27 protein-coding genes and 1 riboswitch are annotated in these 24,933 nt (G+C 71.3%); of the genes, 23 read left to right on the top strand and 4 right to left on the bottom strand.

Features of this window, described 5'->3' with window-relative positions; translation table 11 throughout:
* Nucleotides 1-322: 322 nt before the first annotated feature.
* A complete protein-coding gene (locus H5965_RS32495; protein WP_310974593.1) occupies nucleotides 323-2,437 on the bottom strand; it encodes an ATP-binding domain-containing protein in 2,115 nt (704 codons plus the stop codon).
* Between the two features lie 124 nt (nucleotides 2,438-2,561).
* Between H5965_RS32495 and rsmD the strand changes: the two genes are divergently transcribed.
* The 14 genes from rsmD to H5965_RS32425 all read left to right on the top strand — a co-directional run bounded on the left by rsmD (nucleotide 2,562) and on the right by H5965_RS32425 (nucleotide 13,646).
* Nucleotides 2,562-3,122: a 16S rRNA (guanine(966)-N(2))-methyltransferase RsmD gene (rsmD, locus tag H5965_RS32490; RefSeq protein WP_310974592.1), complete on the top strand. Its 561-nt coding sequence runs from the start codon at nucleotides 2,562-2,564 to the stop codon at nucleotides 3,120-3,122.
* A gap of 43 nt (nucleotides 3,123-3,165) precedes the next feature.
* Nucleotides 3,166-3,651 (top strand): pantetheine-phosphate adenylyltransferase, encoded by a 486-nt coding sequence (coaD, locus tag H5965_RS32485; protein ID WP_310974591.1) that lies wholly within the window; start codon nucleotides 3,166-3,168, stop codon nucleotides 3,649-3,651.
* 79 nt (nucleotides 3,652-3,730) lie between these two features.
* Complete coding sequence (locus H5965_RS32480) at nucleotides 3,731-4,414, top strand: ribonuclease domain-containing protein (protein ID WP_310974590.1); 684 nt, start codon at nucleotides 3,731-3,733, stop codon at nucleotides 4,412-4,414.
* A 64-nt stretch (nucleotides 4,415-4,478) separates the two neighbouring features.
* On the top strand, nucleotides 4,479-4,979 hold the full coding sequence (locus H5965_RS32475; protein WP_310974589.1) for a sigma-70 family RNA polymerase sigma factor: 501 nt from the start codon (nucleotides 4,479-4,481) through the stop codon (nucleotides 4,977-4,979).
* Nucleotides 4,979-5,683: a hypothetical protein gene (locus H5965_RS32470; RefSeq protein ID WP_310974588.1), complete on the top strand. Its 705-nt coding sequence runs from the start codon at nucleotides 4,979-4,981 to the stop codon at nucleotides 5,681-5,683. Before H5965_RS32475 ends, H5965_RS32470 begins: the two co-directional genes overlap by 1 nt.
* 113 nt (nucleotides 5,684-5,796) lie before the next feature.
* Nucleotides 5,797-6,525: a DivIVA domain-containing protein gene (locus tag H5965_RS32465; protein WP_003090632.1), complete on the top strand. Its 729-nt coding sequence runs from the start codon at nucleotides 5,797-5,799 to the stop codon at nucleotides 6,523-6,525.
* A 718-nt stretch (nucleotides 6,526-7,243) separates the two neighbouring features.
* Nucleotides 7,244-7,831: a YceD family protein gene (locus tag H5965_RS32460; protein WP_310974587.1), complete on the top strand. Its 588-nt coding sequence runs from the start codon at nucleotides 7,244-7,246 to the stop codon at nucleotides 7,829-7,831.
* Between the two features lie 84 nt (nucleotides 7,832-7,915).
* Nucleotides 7,916-8,098, top strand: a complete 183-nt coding sequence (rpmF, locus tag H5965_RS32455) for a 50S ribosomal protein L32 (RefSeq protein ID WP_003090635.1) — start codon at nucleotides 7,916-7,918, stop codon at nucleotides 8,096-8,098.
* Between the two features lie 13 nt (nucleotides 8,099-8,111).
* Nucleotides 8,112-8,861: a ribonuclease III gene (gene rnc, locus H5965_RS32450; RefSeq protein ID WP_310974586.1), complete on the top strand. Its 750-nt coding sequence runs from the start codon at nucleotides 8,112-8,114 to the stop codon at nucleotides 8,859-8,861.
* A gap of 87 nt (nucleotides 8,862-8,948) precedes the next feature.
* A complete protein-coding gene (locus tag H5965_RS32445) occupies nucleotides 8,949-10,304 on the top strand; it encodes a polysaccharide lyase 6 family protein (protein ID WP_310974585.1) in 1,356 nt (451 codons plus the stop codon).
* Between the two features lie 44 nt (nucleotides 10,305-10,348).
* Complete coding sequence (mutM, locus tag H5965_RS32440; RefSeq protein ID WP_310974584.1) at nucleotides 10,349-11,218, top strand: bifunctional DNA-formamidopyrimidine glycosylase/DNA-(apurinic or apyrimidinic site) lyase; 870 nt, start codon at nucleotides 10,349-10,351, stop codon at nucleotides 11,216-11,218.
* A gap of 58 nt (nucleotides 11,219-11,276) precedes the next feature.
* Nucleotides 11,277-11,711, top strand: a complete 435-nt coding sequence (locus H5965_RS32435; protein WP_013223693.1) for a helix-turn-helix domain-containing protein — start codon at nucleotides 11,277-11,279, stop codon at nucleotides 11,709-11,711.
* 262 nt (nucleotides 11,712-11,973) lie between these two features.
* On the top strand, nucleotides 11,974-12,459 hold the full coding sequence (locus H5965_RS32430) for a hypothetical protein (RefSeq protein WP_310974583.1): 486 nt from the start codon (nucleotides 11,974-11,976) through the stop codon (nucleotides 12,457-12,459).
* A complete protein-coding gene (locus H5965_RS32425; RefSeq protein WP_310974582.1) occupies nucleotides 12,456-13,646 on the top strand; it encodes an MAB_1171c family putative transporter in 1,191 nt (396 codons plus the stop codon). The genes H5965_RS32430 and H5965_RS32425 overlap by 4 nt, the downstream gene beginning before the upstream one ends.
* A 223-nt stretch (nucleotides 13,647-13,869) precedes the next feature.
* Here the strand turns inward: H5965_RS32425 and H5965_RS32420 are convergent, their stop codons facing one another.
* Nucleotides 13,870-14,772, bottom strand: coding sequence for an SMP-30/gluconolactonase/LRE family protein (locus H5965_RS32420; protein ID WP_310974581.1), 903 nt, complete (start codon nucleotides 14,770-14,772; stop codon nucleotides 13,870-13,872).
* A gap of 61 nt (nucleotides 14,773-14,833) precedes the next feature.
* Between H5965_RS32420 and H5965_RS32415 the strand changes: the two genes are divergently transcribed.
* The 4 genes from H5965_RS32415 (at nucleotide 14,834) to H5965_RS32400 (ending at nucleotide 17,926) form a co-directional block, all read left to right on the top strand.
* Nucleotides 14,834-15,280, top strand: a complete 447-nt coding sequence (locus H5965_RS32415) for an Lrp/AsnC family transcriptional regulator (RefSeq protein WP_310974580.1) — start codon at nucleotides 14,834-14,836, stop codon at nucleotides 15,278-15,280.
* A gap of 84 nt (nucleotides 15,281-15,364) precedes the next feature.
* Nucleotides 15,365-15,688 carry a PadR family transcriptional regulator gene (locus tag H5965_RS32410; RefSeq protein ID WP_086843254.1) on the top strand — a complete coding sequence of 108 codons (324 nt, stop codon included), beginning with the start codon at nucleotides 15,365-15,367 and terminating at the stop codon, nucleotides 15,686-15,688.
* Nucleotides 15,685-16,884: an HAAS signaling domain-containing protein gene (locus H5965_RS32405; protein ID WP_310974579.1), complete on the top strand. Its 1,200-nt coding sequence runs from the start codon at nucleotides 15,685-15,687 to the stop codon at nucleotides 16,882-16,884. Before H5965_RS32410 ends, H5965_RS32405 begins: the two co-directional genes overlap by 4 nt.
* Before the next feature lie 151 nt (nucleotides 16,885-17,035).
* A complete protein-coding gene (locus tag H5965_RS32400) occupies nucleotides 17,036-17,926 on the top strand; it encodes an alpha/beta fold hydrolase (RefSeq protein ID WP_396136969.1) in 891 nt (296 codons plus the stop codon).
* 223 nt (nucleotides 17,927-18,149) lie between these two features.
* Here the strand turns inward: H5965_RS32400 and H5965_RS32395 are convergent, their stop codons facing one another.
* Nucleotides 18,150-18,671 (bottom strand): general stress protein, encoded by a 522-nt coding sequence (locus H5965_RS32395; RefSeq protein WP_310974577.1) that lies wholly within the window; start codon nucleotides 18,669-18,671, stop codon nucleotides 18,150-18,152.
* A 210-nt stretch (nucleotides 18,672-18,881) separates the two neighbouring features.
* Between H5965_RS32395 and H5965_RS32390 the strand changes: the two genes are divergently transcribed.
* From H5965_RS32390 to H5965_RS32375, 4 genes are read left to right on the top strand one after another with little or no spacing between them, the layout of a single operon-like run.
* Nucleotides 18,882-20,246 carry a glutamine synthetase family protein gene (locus H5965_RS32390; RefSeq protein WP_396136968.1) on the top strand — a complete coding sequence of 455 codons (1,365 nt, stop codon included), beginning with the start codon at nucleotides 18,882-18,884 and terminating at the stop codon, nucleotides 20,244-20,246.
* Nucleotides 20,227-20,934, top strand: a complete 708-nt coding sequence (locus tag H5965_RS32385; RefSeq protein ID WP_310974576.1) for a gamma-glutamyl-gamma-aminobutyrate hydrolase family protein — start codon at nucleotides 20,227-20,229, stop codon at nucleotides 20,932-20,934. The genes H5965_RS32390 and H5965_RS32385 overlap by 20 nt, the downstream gene beginning before the upstream one ends.
* Nucleotides 20,931-22,298: an aldehyde dehydrogenase family protein gene (locus H5965_RS32380; protein WP_310974575.1), complete on the top strand. Its 1,368-nt coding sequence runs from the start codon at nucleotides 20,931-20,933 to the stop codon at nucleotides 22,296-22,298. Before H5965_RS32385 ends, H5965_RS32380 begins: the two co-directional genes overlap by 4 nt.
* Nucleotides 22,298-23,065 (top strand): 3-oxoacyl-ACP reductase, encoded by a 768-nt coding sequence (locus H5965_RS32375; protein ID WP_310974574.1) that lies wholly within the window; start codon nucleotides 22,298-22,300, stop codon nucleotides 23,063-23,065. The genes H5965_RS32380 and H5965_RS32375 overlap by 1 nt, the downstream gene beginning before the upstream one ends.
* Here the strand turns inward: H5965_RS32375 and H5965_RS32370 are convergent.
* Nucleotides 23,062-23,259 carry a hypothetical protein gene (locus tag H5965_RS32370; protein ID WP_310974573.1) on the bottom strand — a complete coding sequence of 66 codons (198 nt, stop codon included), beginning with the start codon at nucleotides 23,257-23,259 and terminating at the stop codon, nucleotides 23,062-23,064. The genes H5965_RS32375 and H5965_RS32370 overlap by 4 nt on opposite strands.
* 72 nt (nucleotides 23,260-23,331) lie before the next feature.
* On the opposite strand from H5965_RS32370, the gene H5965_RS32365 reads away from it, so the two are divergent.
* Nucleotides 23,332-24,627 (top strand): helix-turn-helix transcriptional regulator, encoded by a 1,296-nt coding sequence (locus H5965_RS32365; RefSeq protein ID WP_310974572.1) that lies wholly within the window; start codon nucleotides 23,332-23,334, stop codon nucleotides 24,625-24,627.
* Between the two features lie 157 nt (nucleotides 24,628-24,784).
* Nucleotides 24,785-24,878: riboswitch (glycine riboswitch) on the top strand.
* The last annotated feature ends 55 nt before the right edge of the window (nucleotides 24,879-24,933 follow it).

Raw genomic sequence — 24,933 nt, 5'->3', positions numbered from 1 at the left:
GGTGCAAGTCCGGCGTCAACGTGCCGTTCGAGCCGGTGAAGCGCCTGGTAGGCGCTCCGACTTGGCCGCAGCGCCGCAGAGCCGCAGAGCCGCAGAGCCGCAGAGCCGCAGAGCCGCAGAGCCGCAGAGCCGCAGAGCCGCAGAGCCGCAGCGCCGCAGCGCCGCAGCGCCCACCCTCCCTGGGGGAGCCGCCCCGCTCCAGCGTATCGAGGGGGTCCGACTTCGATGCCGGAAAACCGCTGCCGGGGCCGGAGCTGTCCCCAGCCCCACCGGGTTGTGAGCAACCCCGTCAGGCACCCCGGTCCTTCGGAACCGACCAGCCTCAGGCCGCCGGGATCCAGTCCGGGTTCGAGGCCAACACGATCAGCTGCTGCGTCGCCCGGGTCAGTGCCACGTACAGCACCCGGCGCCCGGTCGTCGACTCCGTGATCAAGTCGTTCGGCTCCACCAGCACCACCGCGTCGTACTCGAGGCCCTTCGAGTCCAGGCTGCCCACGATCTTCAGCCGCTCGTCCGCCTGCCCCGACAGCCAGCCCGCGACCTCCGGGACCCGGTCCATCGCCGTGATGACGCCGACCGTTCCCTCCACCGCGCCCAGCAGCTCCTTCACCGCCGCCTGGGTTGCCGCCGCCAGGCCCGGTGCCTCGACCGGGCGGACCTCCGGCTCCACTCCGGTGCGGCGGACCGCCACCGGCAGCTCGCCGGACTCCGCGTGCCCCGCCACCACCTTCGCCGCCAGGTCGAAGATCTCCGCCGAGTTGCGGTAGTTCGTGCGCAACGTGAACCGGCGCCGGGCCGTCTTGACGCCGAACGCCTGGTCGCGGGCCGAAGCCGCCTCCGCCGGGTCCGGCCACGAGCTCTGGACCGGGTCGCCGACCACCGTCCAGCTCGCGTACTTGCCGCGCCGGCCGACCATGCGCCACTGCATCGGCGACAGGTCCTGGGACTCGTCGACGACCACGTGCGAGTACTCGTCGTAGTGCTCCGGCCGCGTCGGCGCGCCGCCCGAGCGCTCCGGCTCGACCTCGATCACCTGGCGCCGCTTGCGCTTCGGCGGGGGCCCGACCAGGACGCGCAGCTCGTCGAGCAACGCCACGTCCGCGATCGACCAGCCCCGCGAGCGGTCCGCGAAGTCCGCGGCCAGCATCGAGATCTCCTGGCGGTTCAGGATGCCCTTCGCCGCCGCGGCCAGCCGCTTCTCCTCGCCCAGCCACTTGAGGATCTGCGCCGGGTACAGCACCGGCCACCAGACGACCAGGAAGCGGTGGAAGTCGATCCGCTCGCCCAGGTCGGTGATCAGCTCGGCGCGGTCGATCTGCCGGCCGTCGTCCTTCGCGTGCTCCTCGGCCTTCGCGGCGAGGGCGTCCAGCAGCAGCTCGGCCGCCCGGATCCGCGACCGGTTCGGCGGCGCGCCCTGCGTGTGGGCCTTGCGACGCACCTTCTCCAGCTCGCGCGCGCCCAGCTTCAAGACTTCGCCGCGGTAGACGATCCGCATCTCCTCCGGCGCCTCCGGCGGCGTGTCCCGCAGCGCCCGCAGCAGCACCTTCCGCATCCGCAGCGACCCCTTGACGGCGGCGAGCGGCGAGGCGTCCTGCCGCGTCGCCTCCAGGCCGTCGAGGACTTCGCCGAGCGCGCGCAGTTCGACGTTCGTCTCACCCATGGAGGGGAGCACCCGCGAGATGTAGCTGGTGAACACGCCCGACGGCCCGATCACGAGCACGCCGGCGCCGCCGAGCTGACGGCGGTAGCGGTACAGCAGGTAGGCCGCGCGGTGCAGCGCCACCGCGGTCTTGCCGGTGCCCGGCCCGCCGGTGATCTCGGTGACCCCGCGCCACGGCGCCCGGATGACCTCGTCCTGCTCCTTCTGGATGGTCGCGACGATGTCGCGCATCTTCTCGCCGCGCGAACGCCCCAGCGCGGCCATCAGCGCGCCCTCGCCGACGATCTGCATGTCCTCGGGGACGGCGTCGGCGATCAGGACGTCGTCGTCGACGTCGAGGACGTTCTGGCCCGAGCAGCGGATCACCCGCCGCCGCACCACGTCCATCGGTTCCTCGGCCGTGGCCTGGTAGAACGCCGCCGCGGCCGGCGCGCGCCAGTCCGTGACGAGGTTGTCGAACTCGGCGTCGCGGATGCCGAGCCGGCCGACGTAGGTGCGTTCTCCCTCGCGGTCGTCGAGCCGGCCGAAGACCAGGCCTTCGTACTCGGCGTCGAGCGTCTGCAGCGTCTGGTTGGCGTGGTAGACCATCATGTCGCGCTCGAACAGCATGGACGCCTGCTCGAAGATCGCCTCGCGCTGCGCTCCCTGGCCGATCTCGTAGCCCTTCGTCCGCATGGCCTCGGCCTGGACCCGCAGTTCGTCCAGACGGGTGTACACGCGATCGACGTGGGCTTGCTCGATGGCGATCTCGGCCCGTCTGACCCGAGGTTCGGACACGCATGGCTCCTTGACAGCTTTGGGATCGCCTCCGAGGGCGAAGAACGACTCTACGCGGTGGCCCGGGCGGGGACACCCGTGTCCCGGTCATCCGCTCGGCAGGCCGTCCCCGCACAATCGGGGGGTGACCAGGATCGTGGCCGGGACGGCGGGCGGACGGCGGCTGAAGGTGCCGCCGAAGGGCACCCGGCCGACGTCCGAACGCGTGCGGGAAGCCCTGTTCAACGCTCTGGAGACGGCGGGCGAGCTGGACGGCGCCCGCGTCCTCGACCTCTACGCCGGCTCCGGCGCGCTCGGCCTCGAAGCCCTCTCGCGGGGCGCGGCGGACGCGTTGTTCGTGGAGTCCGACCGGCGTGCGGTGGACGTCCTGCGCGGCAACGTCGCGGCGCTGCGCCTGGGCGGCACGGTCCGGGCGGGGCAGGTCGAGGCGGTGGTCGCCGCGCCCGCGCCGTCGCCGTTCGACCTCGTGCTGGCCGACCCGCCGTACGCCGTGGACGCGGCCGCGCTCGGGTCCGTGCTGGCCTCGCTGGCCGCGGGCGGCTGGCTGACGGCATCGGCGCTGGTGGTGATCGAGCGCGCGGCCCGCGACGGCGAGCCGGACTGGCCGCCGGGCTTCGAGCCGGCGCGCGCGAAGAAGTACGGCGACACGGCCGTGTTCTGGGCGGAGTACACGGCTGTGGCGTGAACCACGCGGCGGAGACCGGGTGCGGCACGGTAGCGTCCGCGCCATGCGGCGTGCGGTCTGTCCCGGTTCCTACGACCCGGCCACCAACGGCCACCTCGACATCATCGAACGGGCCAGCCGGCTGTTCGACGAGGTCGTCGTCGCCGTCGGGGTCAACCGGTCGAAGAAGGGGCTCTTCGAGGTCTCCGAACGGCTCGAGATCCTCGGCGAGATCACCGCGAAGCTCGGCAACGTGCGGATCGACTCGTGGGAGGGCCTGCTGGTCGATTACTGCCGCGACAACGACATCGCGGCGGTCGTCAAGGGCCTGCGCTCGGTCAGCGACTTCGACTACGAGCTGCAGATGGCGCAGATGAACCGCGAGCTCACCGGCGTCGAGACGCTGCTGATGGCGAACAACCCGGCGTACGGCTTCGTGTCCAGCTCGCTGGTCAAGGAGATCTCGGCGCTCGGCGGCGACATCGAGCGCTTCGTGCCGCCGGTCGTCTACGAGCGGCTGTCGGAGAAGTTCCCGAAGCTGAGGCCCTGACCCTCCGTTCGTCGGGACTTCGACCCGGAGTTCATGTCCACGTCTCCTGCAAATCATCCGATCGGGTTACGGTCCGAAAATGACCAACTACCGATCGCGCCTGGCTGCCGTCCTGTTCGCGCTCTTGGCGACGCTGTTCGCCGGGGTCACCGCGCCGTCCCCGGCCGTCGCCGCGCAGAACGCCTGCGGGAACCTGTCGGGCTTCTCGCACACGACGCTCTCGGCGCTGCCCGCCGAAGCGACGACGACGTACCGGCTGATCCAGACGAACGGGCCGTTCCCGTACCCGAAGAACGACGGCGTCGTCTTCGACAATCGGGAAGGCATCCTCCCGGCCTGCGCGTCGGGCTACTACCACGAGTACACGGTGCCGACGCCGGGCTCGAGCACCCGCGGCACGCGCCGCATCGTGACCGGCAGCGCCGGCGAGTACTTCTACACCGGCGACCACTACGCCACCTTCAAGGTCATCGACATCAGCGGCGGCACGACGCACGCCTGCGGCGACCTGTCCGGCCTGGCCGAGATCGGCTACTCGCAGCTGTCGTCGGCGGCGAAGACCGTCGTGAACAACGTGCGGAACGGCACCTCGGCCGGGACGACCTACGAGAACCGCGAAGGCGTGCTCCCGGCCTGCGCGTCCGGTCACTACAAGCTCTTCGCCGTCGCCGCGAACGACCGCGTGATCTCCGGCAAGGCCGGCGAGCTGGCCTACACGCCCGACCGCTACGCCACCTTCGAGCGGATCGACCTGAATTCCTGAGCCCGTGCAACGCGCCGCGCCCCCTCGTCCGTGAGGTACACCGGAAGACGGACGAGGAGGCGCGATGCGGGCTGCGGACGACGCGGACTTCCGGGAGTTCGCCCGGGCACGCGCCTTCGCGCTGAGACGGACGGCGTACCTGCTGTGCGGCGACTGGCACCTCGCGGAGGACCTCGTCCAGCTGACGCTGATCAAGCTGTACCGGGTCTGGCCGAAGATCACCCGGCGCGGGCCCGTCGACAACTACGCCCGGCAGGTCCTGCTGCGCTGCTGGCTCGACGAGTCCCGGCGGCCGTGGCGGCGCCGCGAACGCCGGGACGGCGTCGTGCCGGACCGGCCCGCCGTCCTGACCGAGACCGGGATTTCCGGCCCGCTCCTGCGCGCCCTCGCCGAAGTCCCGCCGAAGCAGCGCGCCGCCGTCGTCCTCCGCTATTGCGCGGACCTGCCGGCAGCGGCGGTCGCGGACGTGCTGCGCTGCTCGGAGGGAACCGTCCGGAGCCAGGCCGCCCGCGGGCTCGAGACCCTCCGGGGCCTGCTCGAGCACAGCGCGGAGAGGAGCGCGTGATGACCGACCTCGAGACCCGCCTGCGCGAGGTGGCCGTCCCGGAACCGCCGCTGGGCTTCGACCCCGACGCGCTCGCCGACCGGGCGGCCCGGGACGTCCGCCGGCGCCGCGCCGGGATCACCGGGACCCTCGCCGTGGCCTCGGCCGCCGCGGCCGTGGCGGTGTTCGCGCCGGACCCGGCGCCGGTTCCCCCGGCCGCCTCGCCGCCGTCCCCGCCGCCGCTCGCCGAGCAGGCGCGGATCCGGCAGGCGCTCGGCGACGCCGTGGCCGGGGTGTTCCCCGGGCTCCGGCACCTGAGCGTGGGCACGTCGTCGGCCGACGCGGTGTCACCCGCGAGGATGAGCGTGACCGCCGAGTTCGTCGACGCGGCCGGGCGGCCCGGGTCCTTCCAGCTGACGGTGTACGGCCGGGACGCGCCGGACGACCACGTGCCCGTGGTCCGGTCGTGCGCCGAGCCGGCGTCGATCGCCCTGCGCTGCGACCGGATCCCCCAGCCGGGCGGGGCGGTGCTGCTGGTGTTCGAAAGCGGCGTCGTGACCACCGGGGGGCTCACGAAGCTGCGCGGCTTCGACGGCGCCCTCCACCGGGCCGACGGGTCCATGGTGACGCTCGCGGACGCCGCCGGCGACGCCGCCGACTCGGTGCAGCTGAGCGAGGAGCAGCTCGAGCGGGTGATCACCGATCCGGCCTTCGCGCTGCCCTAGGAACTCCGGCGCCGGGCGTGGTCCAGGGGGACACGCCCGGCGCCGGTCGCGTTCACCGCTTCGGCGCCGGATGCGGGCAGACTGGTCCATAGCGACAGGGGATTGGAGTTGCCGTGTACCGGGTTTTCGAGGCGCTCGACGAGCTCGTGACCATCGTCGAGGAGGCGCGCGGCGTCCCGATGACGGCCAGCTGCGTCGTGCCCCGCGGCGACGTGCTGGAGCTCCTCGACGACGTCCGCGACGCACTGCCGGCGGAGATCGACGACGCCCAGGACGTCCTCGACAAGCGCGACGACCTGATCCACGCGGCCCGCAAGGAAGCGGGCGAAACGGTGGCGGGCGCCAACGCCGAGGCCGAGCGAACGATCGCCGACGCGACGGACGAGGCGGAGCGCATCCTCGCCGACGCGCGCGCTCGTGCGGAGCAGATGCTCGCCGACGCGCACGACCAGGCGGATCGCACGGTCGCGGCGGGCCAGGCGGAGTATCAGAACCTCACGGACCGCTCCCGCGCGGAGTCCGAGCGCATGATCCAGGCAGGCCGCGACGCGTACGACCGGGCAATCGAGGACGGCCGGGCAGAGCAGGCCCGGCTGGTGGCCCAGACCGAGGTGGTCCAGGCGGCCCACGCGGAGTCGGCCCGCATCGTGGACGAGGCCCACGCGGAGGCGGACCGCCAGCGCGCGGACTGCGACGCGTACGTGGACGGGAAGCTGGCGGAGTTCTCGGAGCTGCTGGCGACAACACTGCGAACGGTGGATTCGGGGCGCAACCACCTGCGGTCGCCGGCGAACCTGCCGAGTTCAGGCGGCCGGCCGACGCTCTACGACTACCAGGTGTGACGAGTCTCTCGGCGCGGCGCTGGGCCTGCAGCGTCGCGAATGACTCATTCGCGACCTCGGACGTCCCGAATGAGTCATTCGCGACCTTCGAGGAGTGCAGACACCCACACCGGCGGAACATTGCCGGGCCCTGCCTTGAGAGGGCGCGCTCCGGCGAAGCCGGTGCGCCCGGAAGCTGCCTCGCTCACCGAAACGGGACGTCGACGCCGGACTTGCACCCCGCCCAGACCTGCCCGGCCACCCCGATCCGAAGCCAGCACGCGGCCGGTGGTGCCGGGTCAAGGCACGCTTTCCCGCCTTGACGCGGTACCACCGGCCGTAGTGACAATCCCGGCTTCGGGGTGGTGGGCACCCGGAGCCACCCGAGCCGGGCAGAGACCAACCAGCGGGACCCCCTTCCACCAGGCAGCAGTGACCGGCTGTACCGGAGCCATGCCTGAAGCGGGTGGGGCCCGGCAAGGTCTGCTGATGCGGGGTTGCTGGCACTCCGCGAAGGTCGCGAATGACTCATTCGAGACCTCCGACGTCCCGAATGAGTCATTCGCGACACCGCCGGAGCGCCCCACAGCTGCGGCTTCGGGGTGGTGGGCACCCGAACCCCGCCCAACTCAGCCGCACCTCCGAGCAGAGACCAGCAGCGACCGAACCCGCCCCAGAGGGAGCGCCCCGCCGGGTGCCTGCTCAAAAGGGGTGGCGACCAGTGCGTACCCTGGACTGGATGTCCGAGAACAAGACCCCCCAGCTCGACGACCGCAGCCCGTGGGTGATCGACACCCGTGAGCTCGGCCGTCACGCCGGTCTCAGCCGCGCCGTCAAGCGCAGCGTGCCGGTGGAGACGCCGCTCGGCGTCCCCGATGTCATCACCATCGAAGCCGGCTCCGAGCTGGACCTCGACCTGCTGCTCGAGTCCGTCGTCGAAGGCGTCCTCGTCAGCGGCACCGCCACGGCCACCGCGAAGGGCACCTGCGCCCGCTGCCTCGACCCGCTGACCGAAGAGGTCGAGGTCGAGGTCCAGGAGCTGTTCGCCTACCCCGGCTCGGCCACCGAGGAGACCACCGACGAGGACGAGATCCCCCGGCTGGTCGACGACAAGATCGACCTCGAGCCCATCGTGCGCGACGCGATCGTGCTGGCCCTCCCGCTGGCCCCGCTGTGCACCGAGGACTGCGCCGGGCTCTGCACGGACTGCGGCGTCAAGTGGGCCGATCTCGAGCCCGGACACGGGCATGAGAAGATAGACCCTCGGTGGGCCGCACTCGTCGAGCGCTTCGACGAGAACGCGGGCGAAAAGCCTGGGCCCAGCTGAGCAAGCCTGACGAGCGCCCCAGCTCGTTCCGGAGGAAAGTTCGCTCGCACGACCGCGAGCAGACCGTCATAAGGAGATCTACTCGTGGCCGTCCCGAAGCGGAAGATGTCGCGATCCAACACGCGCTCCCGCCGCAGCCAGTGGAAGGCGGCTCCGGTGCAACTGGTGCCCTGCTCCAACCGCGCCTGCAAGCAGCCGAAGCTCCAGCACGTCGCGTGCCCGTCGTGCGGCCAGCACAACGGCCGCCAGGTCGTCGAGCCCGCCTGATCGGGTAGCCGACATGGGGGGCAAGACGCCCGGGGGACCAGTAGCCGATCGGGCGCTGTTGCTCGAAGCGCTCGGGGTCACCTTGGACCCCGAGCTGCTCCGGCTTTCGCTGACCCACCGTTCGTACGCGTACGAAAACGGAGGTCTGCCGCCGAACGAGCGGCTGGAGTTCCTCGGTGATGCCGTGCTCAGCCTCGTCGTCACCGATCACCTCTACACCACACACCCCGACCTGCCCGAAGGGCAGCTCGCGAAGCTCCGCGCCAGCGTGGTCAACATGCACGCACTGGCGCGGGTGGCCCGCGGGCTCGGCGAGGGCGGGCTCGGGGCGCACCTGCTGCTCGGCAAGGGCGAAGAGCTCACCGGCGGCCGGGACAAGGCGAGCATCCTCGCCGACGGGCTGGAAGCCGTCATCGGCGCCGCCTACCTCGAGCACGGCATCGAGATCGCCCGCAAGCTCGTGCACCACCTCTTCGACCCGCTGCTCGCCGAAGCGCCGCTGCGCGGGGCCGGGCTCGACTGGAAGACGAGCCTGCAGGAGCTGACGGCGTCGGCCGGGCTCGGCGTGCCCGAGTACAAGGTCGAGGACACCGGGCCGGACCACCGCAAGGAGTTCACGGCCACCGTGCTGGTCGCCGGCCGTCCCCTCGGCCACGGCACCGGGTCGACGAAGAAGGAAGCCGAGCAGAAGGCCGCCGAGACGGCCTGGCGTTCGCTGTCCGCCGAACTCGAGGCCCAGCAGAAGGCCGAACCGGAGTCCTGATCAGCGGGAACCCTCGTTGACGCTTTGCCGGACCGCTCAGTAGCGTGTGGACATCCGCCGCCCCGTGCTCACTGAGAGGTTTGGCGGATGCGTCTGCTCTTCGTACCCCTGATCGCCGCGGCGCTCGTCGTCGTCCCCGGCTCGCCGGCGTCGGCCGCGCAGGTCCGCGTCACCTCCCTGTCCGCGCTGCAGTCGGCGCTGGACAAGGCGAACGCCGGGGACACGATCGTCCTGGCCGACGGTTCCTACTCCGCGAGTTCGACGCTGTCGATCAAACGGTCCGGCACGGCTTCGGCACCGGTGACGATCGCCGCCGAGCACACCGGCAAGGCGACGATCACCGGCTCGAAGACGTTCTCCTTCGCCGGCGGTGTCCACCACGTCGTGCTGCAGGGGTTCAAGTTCCGGGGAAGCGCTTCCCTGAGCGTCCCGGCCGGGGCGTCGCACAACCGCTTGTCCCGCAACGACTTCCAGCTCACCGGCGACGGCAACTGGGTCTCGGTCAACGGTGACGACACCGAGGTCGACCACAACGTCTTCCAGAACCGCACCAGCCAGGGCGTGTTCCTGCAGATCCTCGGCCCCTCGGCCGCCATGGCGCAGAACGTCCACGTGCACCACAACTACTTCTTCAACCACCAGTTCAGCGGCGACAACGGCGGCGAATCGATCCGGCTCGGGCTGAGCAACCACCAGTCCTACTCCGCGCACGCCATCCTCGAATACAACCTCTTCGAGAAGGCCGACGGCGACAGCGAGGCGATCTCGGTCAAGTCGTCCGACAACGTCATCCGCTACAACACCATCCGCGACAGCAAGGGCTACATCGTGCTGCGCCACGGCAACCGCAGCACGGTCGAAGGCAATGTGCTCTTCGATTCGGGGATCCGGTTCCACGGCAACGACCACAAGATCGTCGGCAACTACGTCGCGAACTCCGGCGGGCGGGCGATCGTGTTCGGTTCGGGCGACGAGGCCGACAGCGGGCCGACGAGCAAGCTGCACGACCGCCCGGACCGGGACACCGTCGCCTACAACACGGTGATCGGGTCGAACAGCGTCATCGACGGCGACGGCGGCGACTTCAAGCCGAAGGACTGCGTGGTCGCGGACAACATCGTCAAAGGCACCTCGGGGACGCTGGTGACGCTGCCGAGCGGGTCGACGGTCAAGTACGAGGGCAACATCACCTTCGGCGGCACCGCCGGGATGCCGTCGCGGAACGTCGACCCGAAGCTGGTCAAGGACGCGGCCGGGCTCTACCGGCTGGCGTCGGGCAGCCCCGCGGTCAACGCCGGCGTGGGGTCGTACCCGTACGCGGCGAAGGACTTCGACCTGCAGACCCGCTCGGGCACCTTCGACGTCGGCGCCGACGAGTACTTCGCCTCGGGAACGACCCGGGTTCCGCTGGCGAAAGCCGACGTCGGGCCCACCGCGCCGTAGGTGCCTTTTCAAGAAATGTCGGACCCCCCGGGCACAATGGCCGCATGCCCGAACTTCCCGAGGTCGAAGTCGTCCGCCTGGGCCTGCAGGCGCACGTCGCGGGGCGGACCATCCGCCAGGCGGAGGTCCTGCACCCGCGCGCCATCCGCCGGCACGCCCTGGGCGCGGAGGACTTCACGCAGCGGCTCGCCGGCACCCGCGTCGAGGCGGCGCGGCGCCGGGGCAAGTACCTGTGGCTGGAGCTCTCCGACAAGGAGGCGCTGCTGGCCCACCTCGGCATGAGCGGGCAGATGCTCGTCCAGCCGGAGGACGCGCCGGACGAGAAGCACCTGCGGGTGCGGCTGCGCTTCGACGACGACGGGCCGGAGCTGCGGTTCGTCGATCAGAGGACGTTCGGCGGCCTGGCGCTGGACGACCTCAGCGACATCGGCGGGGACGTCCTGCTCCCGGACACGATCGCCCACATCGCCCGCGACCCGATGGACCCGGAGTTCGACCTCGACGCGGCGGTGCGCACGCTGCGGTCCCGGCGCACGGAGGTCAAGCGCGCGCTGCTCGACCAGACGCTGGTGTCGGGCATCGGCAACATCTACGCGGACGAAGCGTTGTGGCGGGCGCGCCTGCACTGGGCCCGGCCGACCGAGAAGCTCACCATGGCGAAGGGCCGCGAGCTGCTGTCGGCGGCGTCGGACGTGATGAACGCCGCCCTGGGGGCGGGCGGCACGTCGTTCGACGCGCTGTACGTGAACGTGAACGGGCAATCGGGGTACTTCGACCGGTCGCTGGACGCGTACGGCCAGGAGGGGATGCCGTGCCACCGGTGCGGCACGGCGATCCGGCGGGAGCCGTTCATGAACCGTTCGTCGTTCTCGTGCCCGCGGTGCCAGCCGCGGCCACGGGCGAACTCGGGTTGATGGTGGAGGTGCGCCTTTCAGCTAGGATGAATACGCCTGGTAGCTGAGGGAGTGCATCGTGGTCAAGGAGCCCGGAAAGTCGACGCTGGCCGACAAGATCGACCGGCTGTTCCACGTGGTCCGCAGGCCCGATCGGGAGCCGTACAGCAACGAAGAGGTCGCCAAGGCCTGCCGCGAAGCGACGGGCGAGAGCTTCTCGACGACGTACTTGTGGCAGCTCCGCACGGGCCGCCGCGACAACCCGACCAAGCGGCACCTCGAGGCACTGGCCCAGTTCTTCGGCGTGCCCCCGGCGTACTTCTTCGACGACGAGCAGAGCCGGAAGATCGCGGAGGAGCTGGCGTTGCTGGGCGCCCTGCGCGACGCGGGGGTCCGGGACCTGGCGCTGCGCGCGGTGACGTTGTCCTCGGACGGCCTGGACACGATCAGCGACATGATCGACGCGATCGCCCGGAGGGAGGCCGGCCGCGGCGGCCCGAAGAAGGAGAGCTGAGAGTGGCGGTGCGTTCGCCGTCGGAGCCGGCCGCGGACGCGAACCGCCGGTCCCGGTCCCGGAACGCCGGTGTGGAACCATGTGCGGCGTCCGCGCGTCGGATTTTCCCCCGGCCGCGCAACCACACGCGCTTTGCCGCGTTGAACCTGCCGAAGCCGTTCGGCCGGGGCGTGGCGAGGGAGGCCTGAGAGTGGCGCGACCATCCTTGCGGCGGCGACCGGCCCGGTCGCTGTGGAAACGGGCCCGCGAAGTCGCCGATGCCGTGAGTCTGCCCGAACCCTTCGACGCCGAGGGCTTCGTCGCGGCGCTGGCCGCCGAGCGGGGGCGTCCCATCGAGCTGATGCCCGTCAGCGCTCCCGAAGGCGCGCCCTGCGGACTGCTGATGAGCACCGAACGCGCCGACTACATCCTCTACCCGACCAACACGACCGCCCTGCACCGGCGGCACATCCTGCTGCACGAGGTCGGGCACCTGCTGTGCGGGCACGTCGGCGCCGACGCGGGCGCGGACGGCGTCGCGATCGATGCCGCCGCCGGGCGGCAGCTCATGCCGAACCTCTCGCCCGAGCTCGTCCGGCGCGTGCTCGGGCGCACCACCTACTCGGCCGCCGAGGAACGCGAAGCCGAACTGGTCGCGACCCTGCTCGCGCAGCGCGTGGTCCGGCCCGCCGAGCCCCGCGAACCCGCGCCCGGCGTCCCGGACGGCGTGCGGCGCTTCGATTCCCTGTTCGGCCGCCGCACGCCGTGATCGAAAGCCTCGCCTACTACCTCTGCCTCGCGGGGTTCGCCGGGTTCGGGTACAAGCTGATCGAGGCGCGCCGCAGCCAGCCGCCGCGCACGATGTGGTTCCTCGCCGGGTTCGGCATCTGCATCGCCACCGGCATCGTCGTGCTGACGCCGGCGATGTCGGCCCTCGCCGGCCCCGGCCCGGTGGCCGAGTGGGTCCTGAGCTTGGCCGGCGACGAGCTGAAACTGGGCGCGATCGGCTTCGCGGTGGCCTTCACCCAGTCGGTGTGGCGCGGCGACAGCGCCCGGCTCGCCCCGCACGCGCTGTTCACCGGGGCGACGATGGTGCTGCTGGCGGTCTGCTTCGCGCTGTCCGAACCGCGGCGCGTCGGCGACGACACGGTTTTTTCGGGCGCGGACCTGCCGTTCGCCTTGGGCGACAAGGTGTTGTTCCTGCTCTACAGCCTGATCAGCCTCGGGTTGCTGCTGGCGGTGTTCGTCCGCAGCGCGTGGCACGCGGAGCCGGGGCCGCTGCGGGCGGGGCTGTGGTTGCTGGTCATCGGCGTGGGCGCGGCGACCGCGTGGACGTTCTGGGACGTCGACGACGTCCTCCAGCTGGCCCGCACGGCCCGGATCGGCGCCCGCGAAGACCTCCCGTCCTCGATCCTCGCGGCGGCGACGGTCGGTTTCGTGGCCGCGGGGGCGACGCTCAGCGCCTGGTCCCCGGCGGTGTCGTCGCTGATCGGCCGGGTGCGCGCGTACCGGGCGTACCGCCGCATCGAGCCACTGTGGACGGCGCTGCGCACGGCGGTCCCGGGCATCGCCCTCGACCCGGGCCGCGAGCTGGCGGGGGGAGCGGAGTTCGCGCTGTACCGCAGGGTCATCGAAATCCGCGACGGCCACTTGGCGCTGCGAGCCCACTTCGACCCCGACCTCCCACCCCGAGCCGAGGCGGCGGCCCGCCGAGCGGGAGTCCGCGAGACGGAGGTGGCGGCCACGGTCGAGGCGGTGACCCTGGCGGCGGCGATCGAGGCGGGCCGCGCGGGAAGGCGCTTCGACCGCGAACCGGACCCCGAGCCGGCCCCCGAGCCGGAGCCGGACACGGAGGCGGACGTCGCGGCGGAGGCGGCCTGGCTGGTCCGGGTGAGCCGGGCTTGGCGCCGCCGCGAGGCAGTGGTGGAGCGGGTCGAGGCGCCCACGCCCGGCTGACCGGACACGAGCTCCGCCGGAAGTGGGCCCGCCGCCGGGGGTGAGCTTGCCGCCGGAAAGTGGGCCGCCGCCGGGGGCGAGCTTGCCGCCAAAAGTGAGCCTGCCGCCGCAAGTAGGCTGCCGCCGGGGGTGGGCCTGCCGCCGGAAGTGAGCCAGCCGCTGCAAGCGAGCCAGCCGCCGAAAGTTCCTCGCCGCGACACCGGTCCCGGCCGGCCGCGGTCCCTCAGCGCGGGTAGCGAGCCCCGTTCACCGTCACCCTCAGCGTGTACAGCGAACTCGAGGCCGTGATGAACAGCTCGTTGCCCCGCGCGCCGCCGAACGTGAAGTTCGAGCACACCTCCGGGATGCGCAGCTTGCCGATCCGCGTTCCGTCCGGCGCGAAACAGTGCAGCCCGTCGTGGGCCGCCGCCCAGACGTGGCCTTCGCTGTCGACCCTCACGCCGTCGAAACCGCCGCTGTCGCTCGTCGCGAAGATCTCGCCGCCCGACAGCCGGCCGTTCTCGCCCACCGAAAACACCCTGATGTGGCTCGGTGTCTGGCGTGTGTCCGCGATGTACAACCGGGACTCGTCCGCCGAAAACGCCAGGCCGTTCGGGCGGCTGAAGTCGTCCGCCGCGATCTCCACCGTGCCGTCCGGGTCCGCGCGGTACACGTGGCAGGCCCCGATCTCGCTCTCCGCCCGGTACCCCTCGTAGTCGCTGTCAATTCCGTAACTCGGGTCGGTGAACCAGATTGACCCGTCCGAGTGCTCGACCACGTCGTTCGGGCTGTTCAGCCTCATGCCCCGGTACTCCGACGCCAGCACCGTGATCGAGCCGTCGGGCTCGGTGCGCGTCACGCGGCGGAGACCCTGCTCGCAGCTGATCAACCGGCCCCGGCGGTCCACCGTGTGGCCGTTCGCGTACCCGGACGGCTGACGGAAGACGCCGACCTGGCCCGTCGTCTCGTCCCAGCGGAGGGTGCGGTCGTTCGGGATGTCGCTGAACACCAGGTAGCGCCCCGCCGGGAAGTACGCCGGCCCCTCCGTCCAGCGGCAGCCCGTGTGCAGGCGCTGCGTCCACTCGTCGCCGTTGACGCGGGCGAACCGCTCGTCCAGCACCTGGAAGTCCGTCTTGATCACGTCCATCACCAGCTCCTCATGAGATTCTGTCAAAAGCATGGATCACCGAACCTGATACGGTCAACACGTGGATGAAGTAGATCGCATGCTGCTCAGCGAACTCCAGCGTGACGCCACCCAGGCGTACGCCGTCCTCGGGAAGGCCGTCGGACTGTCCGCGGGCGCCGCCCATGAACGCGTGCGCAAGCTCCGGGAGCAGGACGTCATCCGGCGGACCACCGTGGACGTCGACCCGGCCGCCGTCGGGCGCGGGGTCGCGGCCTTCGTGCTCGTCGAAGCGAACGCCTGGATGGGCGATCACCCCGTGCGCGAAGCCCTGGAGGCCCTGCCTGAAGTCGTGGAGGCGCACGTCATCGCCGGCCCGGCGTCGCTGCTGGTCAAGGTGCGCACCGCCACGACCGAAGACCTCCAGTCGTCGCTGCGCCGGCTCTTCGCGATCGACGGGGTCACCGGCACGCAGACCATCGTGGTCCTCGAATCCTTCTTCGAGCGGCCGGTGGACACCCGGAACTGAACACGGCGACCCGAAACGGCCCTCCGCCGTGCACACTACTGCGCAATGCGTGGTACCTTCCCAAGCGTAAGACTGGAGGGTGCAGTGGAGATCAGTCAGCTGCTCAAGGGCGTGCTCGATCTCGCCGTCCTCGCGGTGCTCCGCGAGGAAGACGGCTACGGGTACGACGTACTGAGAAGACTCCGGGCCGCCGGCCTGGACGAGGTGGGGGACGCGTCGGTGTACGGGACGTTGCGCAGGCTCTACAAGGCCGGCCTGCTGACCTCGTACGTCGTGCCCAGTGAAGAGGGTCCCCACCGCAAGTACTACAGCCTGAACGAGCCGGGCCGGGCGCGCCTCGCGGAGTCGGGCAAGACCTGGCAGAGCTTCGCTTCGACGATGAACGTGCTTTTGGGAGAGGCAGCATGAGCGACAAGCCGACCGCCGTGCGGGTGTATCTGGCGCGGGTCCGCACCGCGCTCGCCGACCTGCCCGCGAGCGAGATCGAAGAGATCCTCGAGGACGTCCGCCCGCACCTGGCGGAACTCGAAGCCGAACTGGGCGAGGGCGCCCGTGTCGAGGCCCTGATCGAACGGCTCGGCTCGCCCGAGAGCTACGCCGCCGAGCTGCGCGCGTCCGGTGGCTACCCGGCGCCGGGCGAGGGGGCGACACAGGTGCTCACGACAGCTGCGCCCAGCCTGCTGAAGCCGCGGATCGCATTGTGGGGCCTGGTGTTCTGCGCCCTGGGGCTCGCCATGCTCGCCTTCGGCGCCACCGTCTCCCGCAGTCCCGATGCCTTCGTCGGCCTGTTCCTGTTCGCGCCGGTCTTCCTCGTCAGCCTCGTGCTGCTGCTGCGCGGCGGGGTCGAGCCGGTGCTGGCCCTGCCGGAAGTCGGGTGGCTGCGCACCACGATGGCGAAGGGCCGGGATCAGGAGGACACCGGCAAGTTCCTGCGCTACCTCGGCTCGCTCAAGCCGGCGTGGTGGGTGTTGTGCGCCGTCGTGCTGGTCGCGCTGGGGCTGCTGTTCATGCTGCAGCGCCGCAGTGGCGTGCTGTTGCTGCCGTTCCTGATCCTCGCGGCCGTCGCGGCCCTGTGGGCGGGGCCGCGGGTGCGGGGCGACCGGAAGCTGCTGTGGGTGGTCGTGCCGATCTCGGCGTTCGTCATCGGCGGCGCACTGGGCGGCTTCGGCGCCGCGATCGACCTCTTCGCCCGCGGGACGTCCTACTCGGGCCCGTCGTCGTACTACCCGTCGGCGTCCGACAACTACGGCAACGACCAGCTGACCTACGGCGGCCGCGACGTCGAGAACGTCTACGCCTTCGACGCCGAGGGCAAGCCGCTGACCGAGGTCTACCTCTACGACGAAGAGGGCAGGCCGCTCACGGTGACCCGCTACGGCTGCGAGCGCTCGACCGGCGGGAAGCAGAAGATCGGCGAGGACAACCGGTTCCCGCGGCCGAAGATCGAGCAGGGCGTCACCGACGACCGGGGCAGCTACAACGGCTACAACGGCTACCGCGGTGCCTGCCGCGAGCTGGCGGGCGTGCCGTTCAGCGCCGCGATCCCGAAGGTGACGGCACCGCCCGCGACGACGACCACGTCACCGGCTCCGCCGACGAGGTAGGGGAGGAACGCCGGGGCCGCTCCCGGCGTTCACCTGATCCGAACGCGCCCGAAACGTTCCGCCAACGCGGGGCTGGTGTGCTGGGCCGGTGCTCCCGGAAGCCTTCGCCCCGCGGACCCGGGTGGTCCACGGCTACGAGCGCGCCTACCGGATGGCCGGGCGCGGCCCCGTGCTGCTCTTCCTGCACGGCATCGGCGACGACTCGTCGACGTGGCTGGAGCTGCTGGAGTCGCTGGCGGACGACTTCACGGTCATCGCGCCCGACCTGCTCGGCCACGGCGCTTCGGCGAAACCCCGTGCGGACTACTCGGTCGCCGCCTACGCCTGCGGCATGCGCGACCTGCTTACCACCCTCGACGTCGACCGGGTGACGGTGGTCGGGCACTCCCTCGGCGGCGGCGTCGCGATGCAGTTCGCCTACCAGTTCCCGGAACGCTGCGAACGCCTGGTCCTGGTCGGCTCGGGCGGGGTCGGCGCGAGCGTGCACCCGCTGCTGCGGCTGGCCGCGGCGCCGGGGGCGGGGCTGCTGCTGCCGCTGCTCGGAGCGCAGCCGGCGTTGCCGGTGCTGCGCAAGCTGGCCGAGTCGCTGCGGATCTCCGACGACCTCGACTACGTGGTCGCCCGCTACCTCCGCCTGGTCGAGCCGGGCACGCGGTCGGCGTTCCTGCGGACGCTGCGCTCGGTCGTCGACTGGCGCGGGCAGGTCGTCAACATGCTGGACCGGTGCTACCTGACCCAGGGAATCCCGACGCTGCTGGTGTGGGGCACGGAGGACCGGGTGGTGCCGAGCGGCCACGCGCTACGCGCGCACCGGGCGATGCCGGGCAGCCGGCTGGTGCTCTTCGAAGGGGCAGGCCACTTCCCGCACCGCTCGGCCCCGAAGCAGTTCCTGGAGGTCCTGCTCGAGTTCCTGGCGGAGACGCCGCCGGCCGAGTACGACCGGGCGCGCTGGGGCGAGCTGCTGCGGGCGGGCCGCCCGGCGGAGCAGCCACCGGCCTCGGCGGAGATCCCCGACGCGCCGACGGTGTCCTCGGGCACCTGAGCAGCCCCGATTTCCACGCTACCGGCGGGCACCGACAGTTCCGGGCACCGGCCGGACTCGGTGTGGACCACCCGCGCTTCGGCTCGGCGTTGTGGACAACTCGGGCCGCCCGCGGTGAGCGTGCCCGAACCTGTCGGGCGCTCCCGATAGCGTGGAAACCGGGGGCTGCTCGGACACGGCGAAGGCCGCCTCCCGCAGGAGACGGCCTTCGCGTACTACCGGATCAGTGGCCGAACGCGCTGCGCGCCGCGAGGTCCGCCAGCAACGCGCGGCCTTTCTCGGCGTTGCGCGGCTGGGACAGCACGTCGTAGCGGCGGGCCACCAGCTGGCTCTGCGAGATGAACCCGCGCTTGTTGCGGTTCACCGCGTAGCCCAGCGCGCCGAAGAGCAGGTTGAACCCGAGACCGGCGACGAGGCCGATCACGATCGGGACCATGCCGGCGCCGGGGTTCAACAGGCTGAGCATCAGGCCGAGGAACAGGCCGAACAGCGCACCGGACGTCGCCGCGCTGCCGAGGACCTTGCCCCACGACATCTTGCCCGCGACCCGCTCGACGAGCATCGGTTCCACGCCCACGATCGTGACGTCGGTGACGGGGAAGTCCGCGCCCGCGAGGTGGTCGACCGCCCGCTGTGCCTGCTCGTAGGACTCGTACGAACCGATCGGCCAGCCGGTGGGCAGGGTCGGCAGCTGGGGCCGGGCCTGCTGCTGTCCGATCGTGGTCTGCGTGAATGCTGTGGTCATCGATCTCACCTCTCTTGCCCCGTTCAACGCGCGAGGGCTCCGGATTCCTCCCGTGGCGGCGGATTCACAGACTCTTCTCAGCCGGGCATCCCGGACAATCCGACCGCCGCCGCAATGGTTCAAAAAGATACCTTTGTTCCGGTTGACCCGGCGAGGCTCACCGGGTAGGAAGGACCGGCAAAGGATTCATACCAAACCTTTGGGGCGACGATGGCACGCAGGCGAGGCATGCTCACGCTCGACGAACTCCGGGCGCGCGTGGACGCGGGCACGATCGACACCGTGCTCGTCGCGCTCACCGACATGCAAGGCAGGCTGCAGGGCAAGCGCTGCTCGGCGGAGTACTTCCTGGACGAGGTCGTCGGCCACGCCACCGAGGCCTGCAACTACCTGCTCGCCGTCGACGTCGACATGAACACCGTCGACGGCTACGCGCTCTCCTCCTGGGACAGCGGGTACGGCGACTTCGTGCTGCGCCCCGACTTCGACACCCTGCGGGAGATCCCCTGGCAGGAGGGCACCGCGCTGGTGCTGGCCGACGTCGAGCGCGTGCAGGGCGGCGCCGTCAGCATGTCGCCGCGGCAGATCCTGCGCCGCCAGCTCGACCGGCTCGCCGAGCGCGGGCTCGCCGCCTTCGTCGGCACCGAACTCGAGTTCATCGTCTTCGACGACACCTACGAAGCCGCCTGGGACAAGCGCTACCACGGCCTCAAACCCGCCAACCAGTACAACGTCGACTACTCGATGCTCGGCACCGCGCGCCTGGAGCCGCTGCTGCGCCGCATCCGCAACGACATGGCCGGCGCCGGGCTCTACCCCGAGTCCGCCAAGGGCGAGTGCAACCCCGGCCAGCAGGAGATCGCCTTCCGCTACACCGATGCCCTGAGCACCTGCGACAACCACAGCGTCTACAAGAACGGCGCCAAGGAGATCGCCGCGCAGGAGGGCAAGAGCCTCACCTTCATGGCGAAGTACAACGAACGCGAAGGCAACTCCTGCCACATCCACATCAGCCTGCGCTCCACCGAGGGCCGCGCCGTGCTGGCCGGGGACGGCGAGCACGGCTTCTCCAAGCTGATGGAGCACTTCCTCGCCGGCCAGCTCGCCGGGCTGCACGAGCTGACGTACTTCTTCGCGCCGAACATCAACTCCTACAAGCGGTTCGTGCCGGGCAGCTTCGCGCCGACCGCGATCGCGTGGGGCACCGACAACCGCACCTGCGCGCTGCGCGTCGTCGGGCACGGCGAGTCGCTGCGCGTCGAGAACCGGGTGCCGGGCGGGGACGTCAACCCGTACCTCGCCGTCGCCGCGCTCATCGCCGCCGGCTTGCACGGCATCGAGAACGAGCTGGAGCTCGAAGAGCCCTTCACCGGCAACGCGTACCACTCCGACCGCGGCACCGTGCCGACCACCCTGCCCGAAGCGGCCGCGGCGCTGGCGGAGAGCGACCTGGCCCGCGCGGCCTTCGGCGACGAGGTCGTCGATCACTACCTGAACGCGGCGAAGATCGAGATCGACGCCTACAACGCCGCCGTCACCGACTGGGAGCTGATCCGTGGCTTCGAACGGCTCTGAGCCCGTCATCGGCCTCACCAGCTACCTGGAGCCCGCGAAGTTCGGAGTCTGGGACACCGAGGCCGTGCTGCTGCACCGGGTCTACGTCGACTGCGTCGTCGCGGCGGGCGGCATCCCGGTGCTGCTGCCGCCGGTGTCCGACGCGTATGACAAACTCGTGTCCACTGTGGACGGGCTGGTGCTCACCGGTGGCGCCGACGTCGAGCCCGCGCGCTACGGTCACGAGCCGCACCCGGCCACCTACGTCCGGCCCGAGCGGGACGCCTTCGAGTTCGGCCTGTTCGCCGCGGCCCGGCGCGCACGCAAACCGGTGCTGGGCGTGTGCCGCGGCCTGCAGGTGATCAGCGTCGCCCTCGGCGGCACCCTGACCCAGCACCTGCCCGAGAGCGGCACCACCGAGCACCAGCCGGCACCGGCGACGTTCGGCCGGGGCACCGTCACGCTCGCCGAGGGCAGCCGGGCCGCGGCGATCCTCGGCCCCGAAACCAAGACCCTGTGCTACCACCACCAGGCGATCGACCGGCTCGGCAGCGGCCTGGAACCGGTCGGCCGGGCGGAGGACGGCACGATCGAGGCCGCTGAACTACCCGGTGAGTTCACCCTCGGTGTCCAGTGGCACCCCGAGCAGGACACCGACGACGTCCGGCTGTTCCAGGCTCTCGTCGAAGCGAGCAAGGAGAACCGATGACCACCACCTTCGACGTCCTCAACCCGGCCACCGAGGAGGTGGTGCGGAGCGTCCCCCTGACCAGCGCCGAAGAGACCGACGCGGCGATCGCCCGCGCCCAGGCGGCGTTCCCGGCCTGGCGCGACGTCACCCCCGGCGACCGCGCCCGCCTGCTGCGCCGGTTCGCCGACGCCGTCGAGGCCGACATCGAGCACCTCGCGCGGCTGGAGGTCGAGAACTCCGGCCACACCATCGGCAACGCCCGCTGGGAGGCGGGCAACGTCCGCGACGTCCTCACCTACTACTCCGCCGCCCCGGAACGCCTGATCGGCAAGCAGATCCCGGTGCCCGGCGGGATCAACGTCACCTTCCAGGAGCCCCTGGGCGTGGTCGGCGTGATCGTGCCGTGGAACTTCCCGATGCCGATCGCCGGCTGGGGGTTCGCGCCCGCGCTGGCCGCCGGGAACACCGTCGTCCTCAAGCCTGCCGAGCTGACGCCGCTGACCGCGCTCCGGCTGGCCGAGCTGGCCCGGGAGGCGGGCATCCCGGAGGACGTCTTCCAGGTGCTGCCCGGCAAGGGGTCCGTGGTCGGGCAGCGGTTCGTCGACCACGGGGGAGTGCGGAAGGTCGTGTTCACCGGCTCCACCGAGGTCGGCAAGCAGATCATGGCGGGCTGCGCGGCGCAGGTGAAGCGCGTGACGCTGGAGCTCGGCGGCAAGAACGCCAACATCGTCTTCGCCGACTCCGACCTGGAGAAAGCCGCGGCGACCGCCCCCTACGGCGTCTTCGACAACGCCGGCCAGGACTGCTGCGCCCGCTCCCTGATCCTGGTGCAGGCGAGCGCGTACGACCGCTTCATGGAGCTCCTGGAGCCCGCGGTGCACGGCGTCGTCGTCGGCGACCCCGGCGACGAGAAGACCGAGATGGGCCCGCTGATCTCCGCCGCGCACCGGGAGAAGGTCGCCTCCTACGTCCCGGACGACGCGCCCGTGGCCTTCCGCGGCACCGCGCCTTCCGGACCGGGCTTCTGGTTCCCGCCGACCGTCGTCACCCCGCCCGACCTGCGTCACCCGCTCGCCGCGGAGGAGGTCTTCGGGCCGGTCGTCGCCGTGGTGCCGTTCGCGGAGGAGGCCGACGCGGTCCGGATGGCCAACGCGACCGAGTACGGCCTGTCCGGGTCGATCTGGACCCGCGACGCCGGGCGCGCGTTCCGAGTTGCGCGCGGCGTCGAATCCGGCAACCTCTCGGTGAACTCGCACTCGTCGGTGCGCTACTGGACGCCGTTCGGCGGCTTCAAGCAGTCCGGCCTCGGCCGCGAGCTCGGCCCGGACGCCGCCGCGGCGTTCACCGAAACCAAGAACGTCTTTCTGAGCACGGAGGAGTAATGGTCCAGCGTTTCGAAGGCCGCGTCGCGGTCATCACCGGCGGCGCCAGCGGCATCGGGCTCGCCTCGGCCCGGCGCCTGGCGAGCGAAGGCGCGAAGGTCGTCATCGCGGACCTCTCGCCGGCCGAGGGCAAGGCGGCCGCCGACGAGATCGGCGGCGCGTTCATCCAGACCGACGTGACCGACGCCGAGCAGGTCGAGAACCTGTTCCACAGCACGGTGGAGCAGTTCGGCTCGGTCGACGTCGCCTTCAACAACGCCGGCATCTCACCGCCGGAGGACGACTCCATCCTCACCACCGGCATCGAGGCGTGGGACCGCGTGCAACGGGTCAACCTGACGTCGGTGTACCACTGCTGCAAGGCCGTCCTGCCGCACATGCAGCGCCAGGGCAAGGGATCCATCATCAACACGGCGTCGTTCGTGGCGGTGATGGGCGCGGCGACCTCGCAGATCTCCTACACCGCGTCCAAGGGCGGCGTGCTCGCGATGAGCCGCGAGCTCGGGGTGCAGTTCGCGCGGGAGAACATCCGCGTCAACGCGCTGTGCCCGGGCCCGGTGAACACCCCGCTGCTCAAGGAGCTGTTCGCCAAGGACCCGGAGCGCGCGGCGCGGCGGCTGGTGCACGTGCCGGTCGGCCGGTTCGCCGAGCCGGAGGAGATCGCGGCGGCGGTGGCCTTCCTGGCCAGCGACGACGCCAGCTTCATCACGGCGGCGCAGTTCCTGGTCGACGGCGGCATCTCCGGGGCGTACGTCACCCCGATCTAACGCTGCGACTTCTTCTTGACGTCGTAGACCTCCCGCAGGTAGCGCCAGGCGGCGTTGAGCTTCCTGCGCTCTTCGGAGATCTCCTTTTCCCGGCGGCGCAGGATCCGGGTGGCGATCTCGGAGGCGAGGAACGCGCCGGCGGCGAAGGTCAGCGCGCCGACGATCAGGGTCAGGGCGAGCACAGTGGTGGTCATGGTGACCAGCGTCGGAGCACCGTGGGCGGGTCGTCCCTGCGCAAAGCTAGCGGGTTTCGTTAGCTTTGTGAGGTGACGCACTGGCGCGCCGACGAGTGGGCGGAAGCGGTCCGGGCCGGCATCCGCTCCCGCGGTCTGTCCCTGGACGAGGCCGCGCGGCGCATCGGCGTCCCGACCTCGACGTTGCGCAGCTGGATCGAACACCGGCACGCGCCGAAGGTGACGGTGTTCGACCACTGGGCCGAGATCGCCGAAGTCACCGGGCTCGGGGAGGCCGAGCTGCTGCGCGTCGCCGGCGTCCTGCCGGACAGCCTCGCGAGCCCGGTGCACGTCGCGCAGGCGGCGAAGGCGCTGCGGGAGGGCATCGACCGGGCCGGGCAGTTCCTCCGGCAGGCCACCGCGCTCGTCTACTCCTCGCCCGGCACGCAGGTGGCCAACGCGATCGCGGCGTCGCCGATCGACTGGGAGATGCGGATCCGCTCGGCCACCCGCGGCGACGAAGTCCGGGTCACCTACCACCACTACGTCGGGATCGTGCCGCCGCGGGACTTCCCCTACGACGACGCCGAGGTGCGCCGGATCATCGAGCACGACGTCCTCGGCGAGCTGTGGCGGCCGCTCGGGCTGTACTGGCGGGTAGCCGAGGTGCACGACTGGCACGAGCCGCCCCGGCTGGTCATTCAGGTGCCCGAGCAGGAGGCGACGCGCCCGCCCGCGCCGTCGCCGGTGGTCGCCGCGCCGCCGGTGGTCGTGCTGTCGCCGATCTGGGGCTACGGCGAGCTGCTGGCCTCGCTGGTCGCCGACGGCCTCGGGTTCGGCAACGTCGACTTCCGCTACTTCGGCCTCCCGGACAAGATGGCCGACCGGGTCCGCGTCACCGCCCGTGAGCTGGCCGAACCCGCGCCGCGGCTGGTGCACTCGGTGCCGCCGATCATGCTGCTGCACGGCCTGGCCGTGCCGGACCTGACCGGCCGCCTCCCGGTCGTCGTCCGCTACGGGCCGCGGATGCGGGAACGGGCGGCCCGGATCTACCGTTCGGCGCTGCTCGAAGCCGGGTTCGACGACCCGCTGGAGGGCGCCCGGGCGATCGAGGACGCGGTCGCGGTCCCGCCGGGCTGCGCGCACTTCGAGGTGACCCTGGCCGACGAGGACGTCTTCGACGGCGACCGGCCGTCGCTGGACCGGCTCAACGACTCGGTGGCCTGGCACGCCGAGCAGATCGTCGAGCAGGTCCTGCTGGGTGCGGGCCTGCCGCCGGTGCCGGTGGGCGGGCCGCTGAAACGGCTGGTCCTGCCCTCGGGCCGGGTCCGGCGCCCGCCGGTGCTGGCCGGCCAGGTGGTCCGCCGGGTCGCCGGAGGTCGCGAATGACTCATTCGGGACCTCCGACGTCGCGAATGAGTCATTCGCGACCTTGCTGGGGGTGCGTTCGTGAGCCATCGAAAACTGATGTGGTGTTGCCCGGGTGAAGTGGACGCCCGCGGGAAGCGCCGGGTACCGTTACCGCCACAACTGCAGATCGGGCCGTCGAGCCGAGGCGGGAGAGCCCTCACGAAGTCGGTGGGGCACCGAAGGAGCAAACTCCCCGGAATCTCTCAGGTAACCGCTACCGCTTCGCGCGAGGCCACTCTGGAAAGCAGGCGCACCCGCGCCTCACCCAAGGTGAAAGCCGCTGCA

Origin of the sequence: Amycolatopsis sp. 505 (assembly GCF_031625235.1) — a bacterium.
Lineage (GTDB): Bacteria > Actinomycetota > Actinomycetes > Mycobacteriales > Pseudonocardiaceae > Amycolatopsis.
The sequence above is the reverse complement of the archived record's forward strand: the minus strand, read 5'-3'. Positions and strand labels throughout refer to the sequence as shown.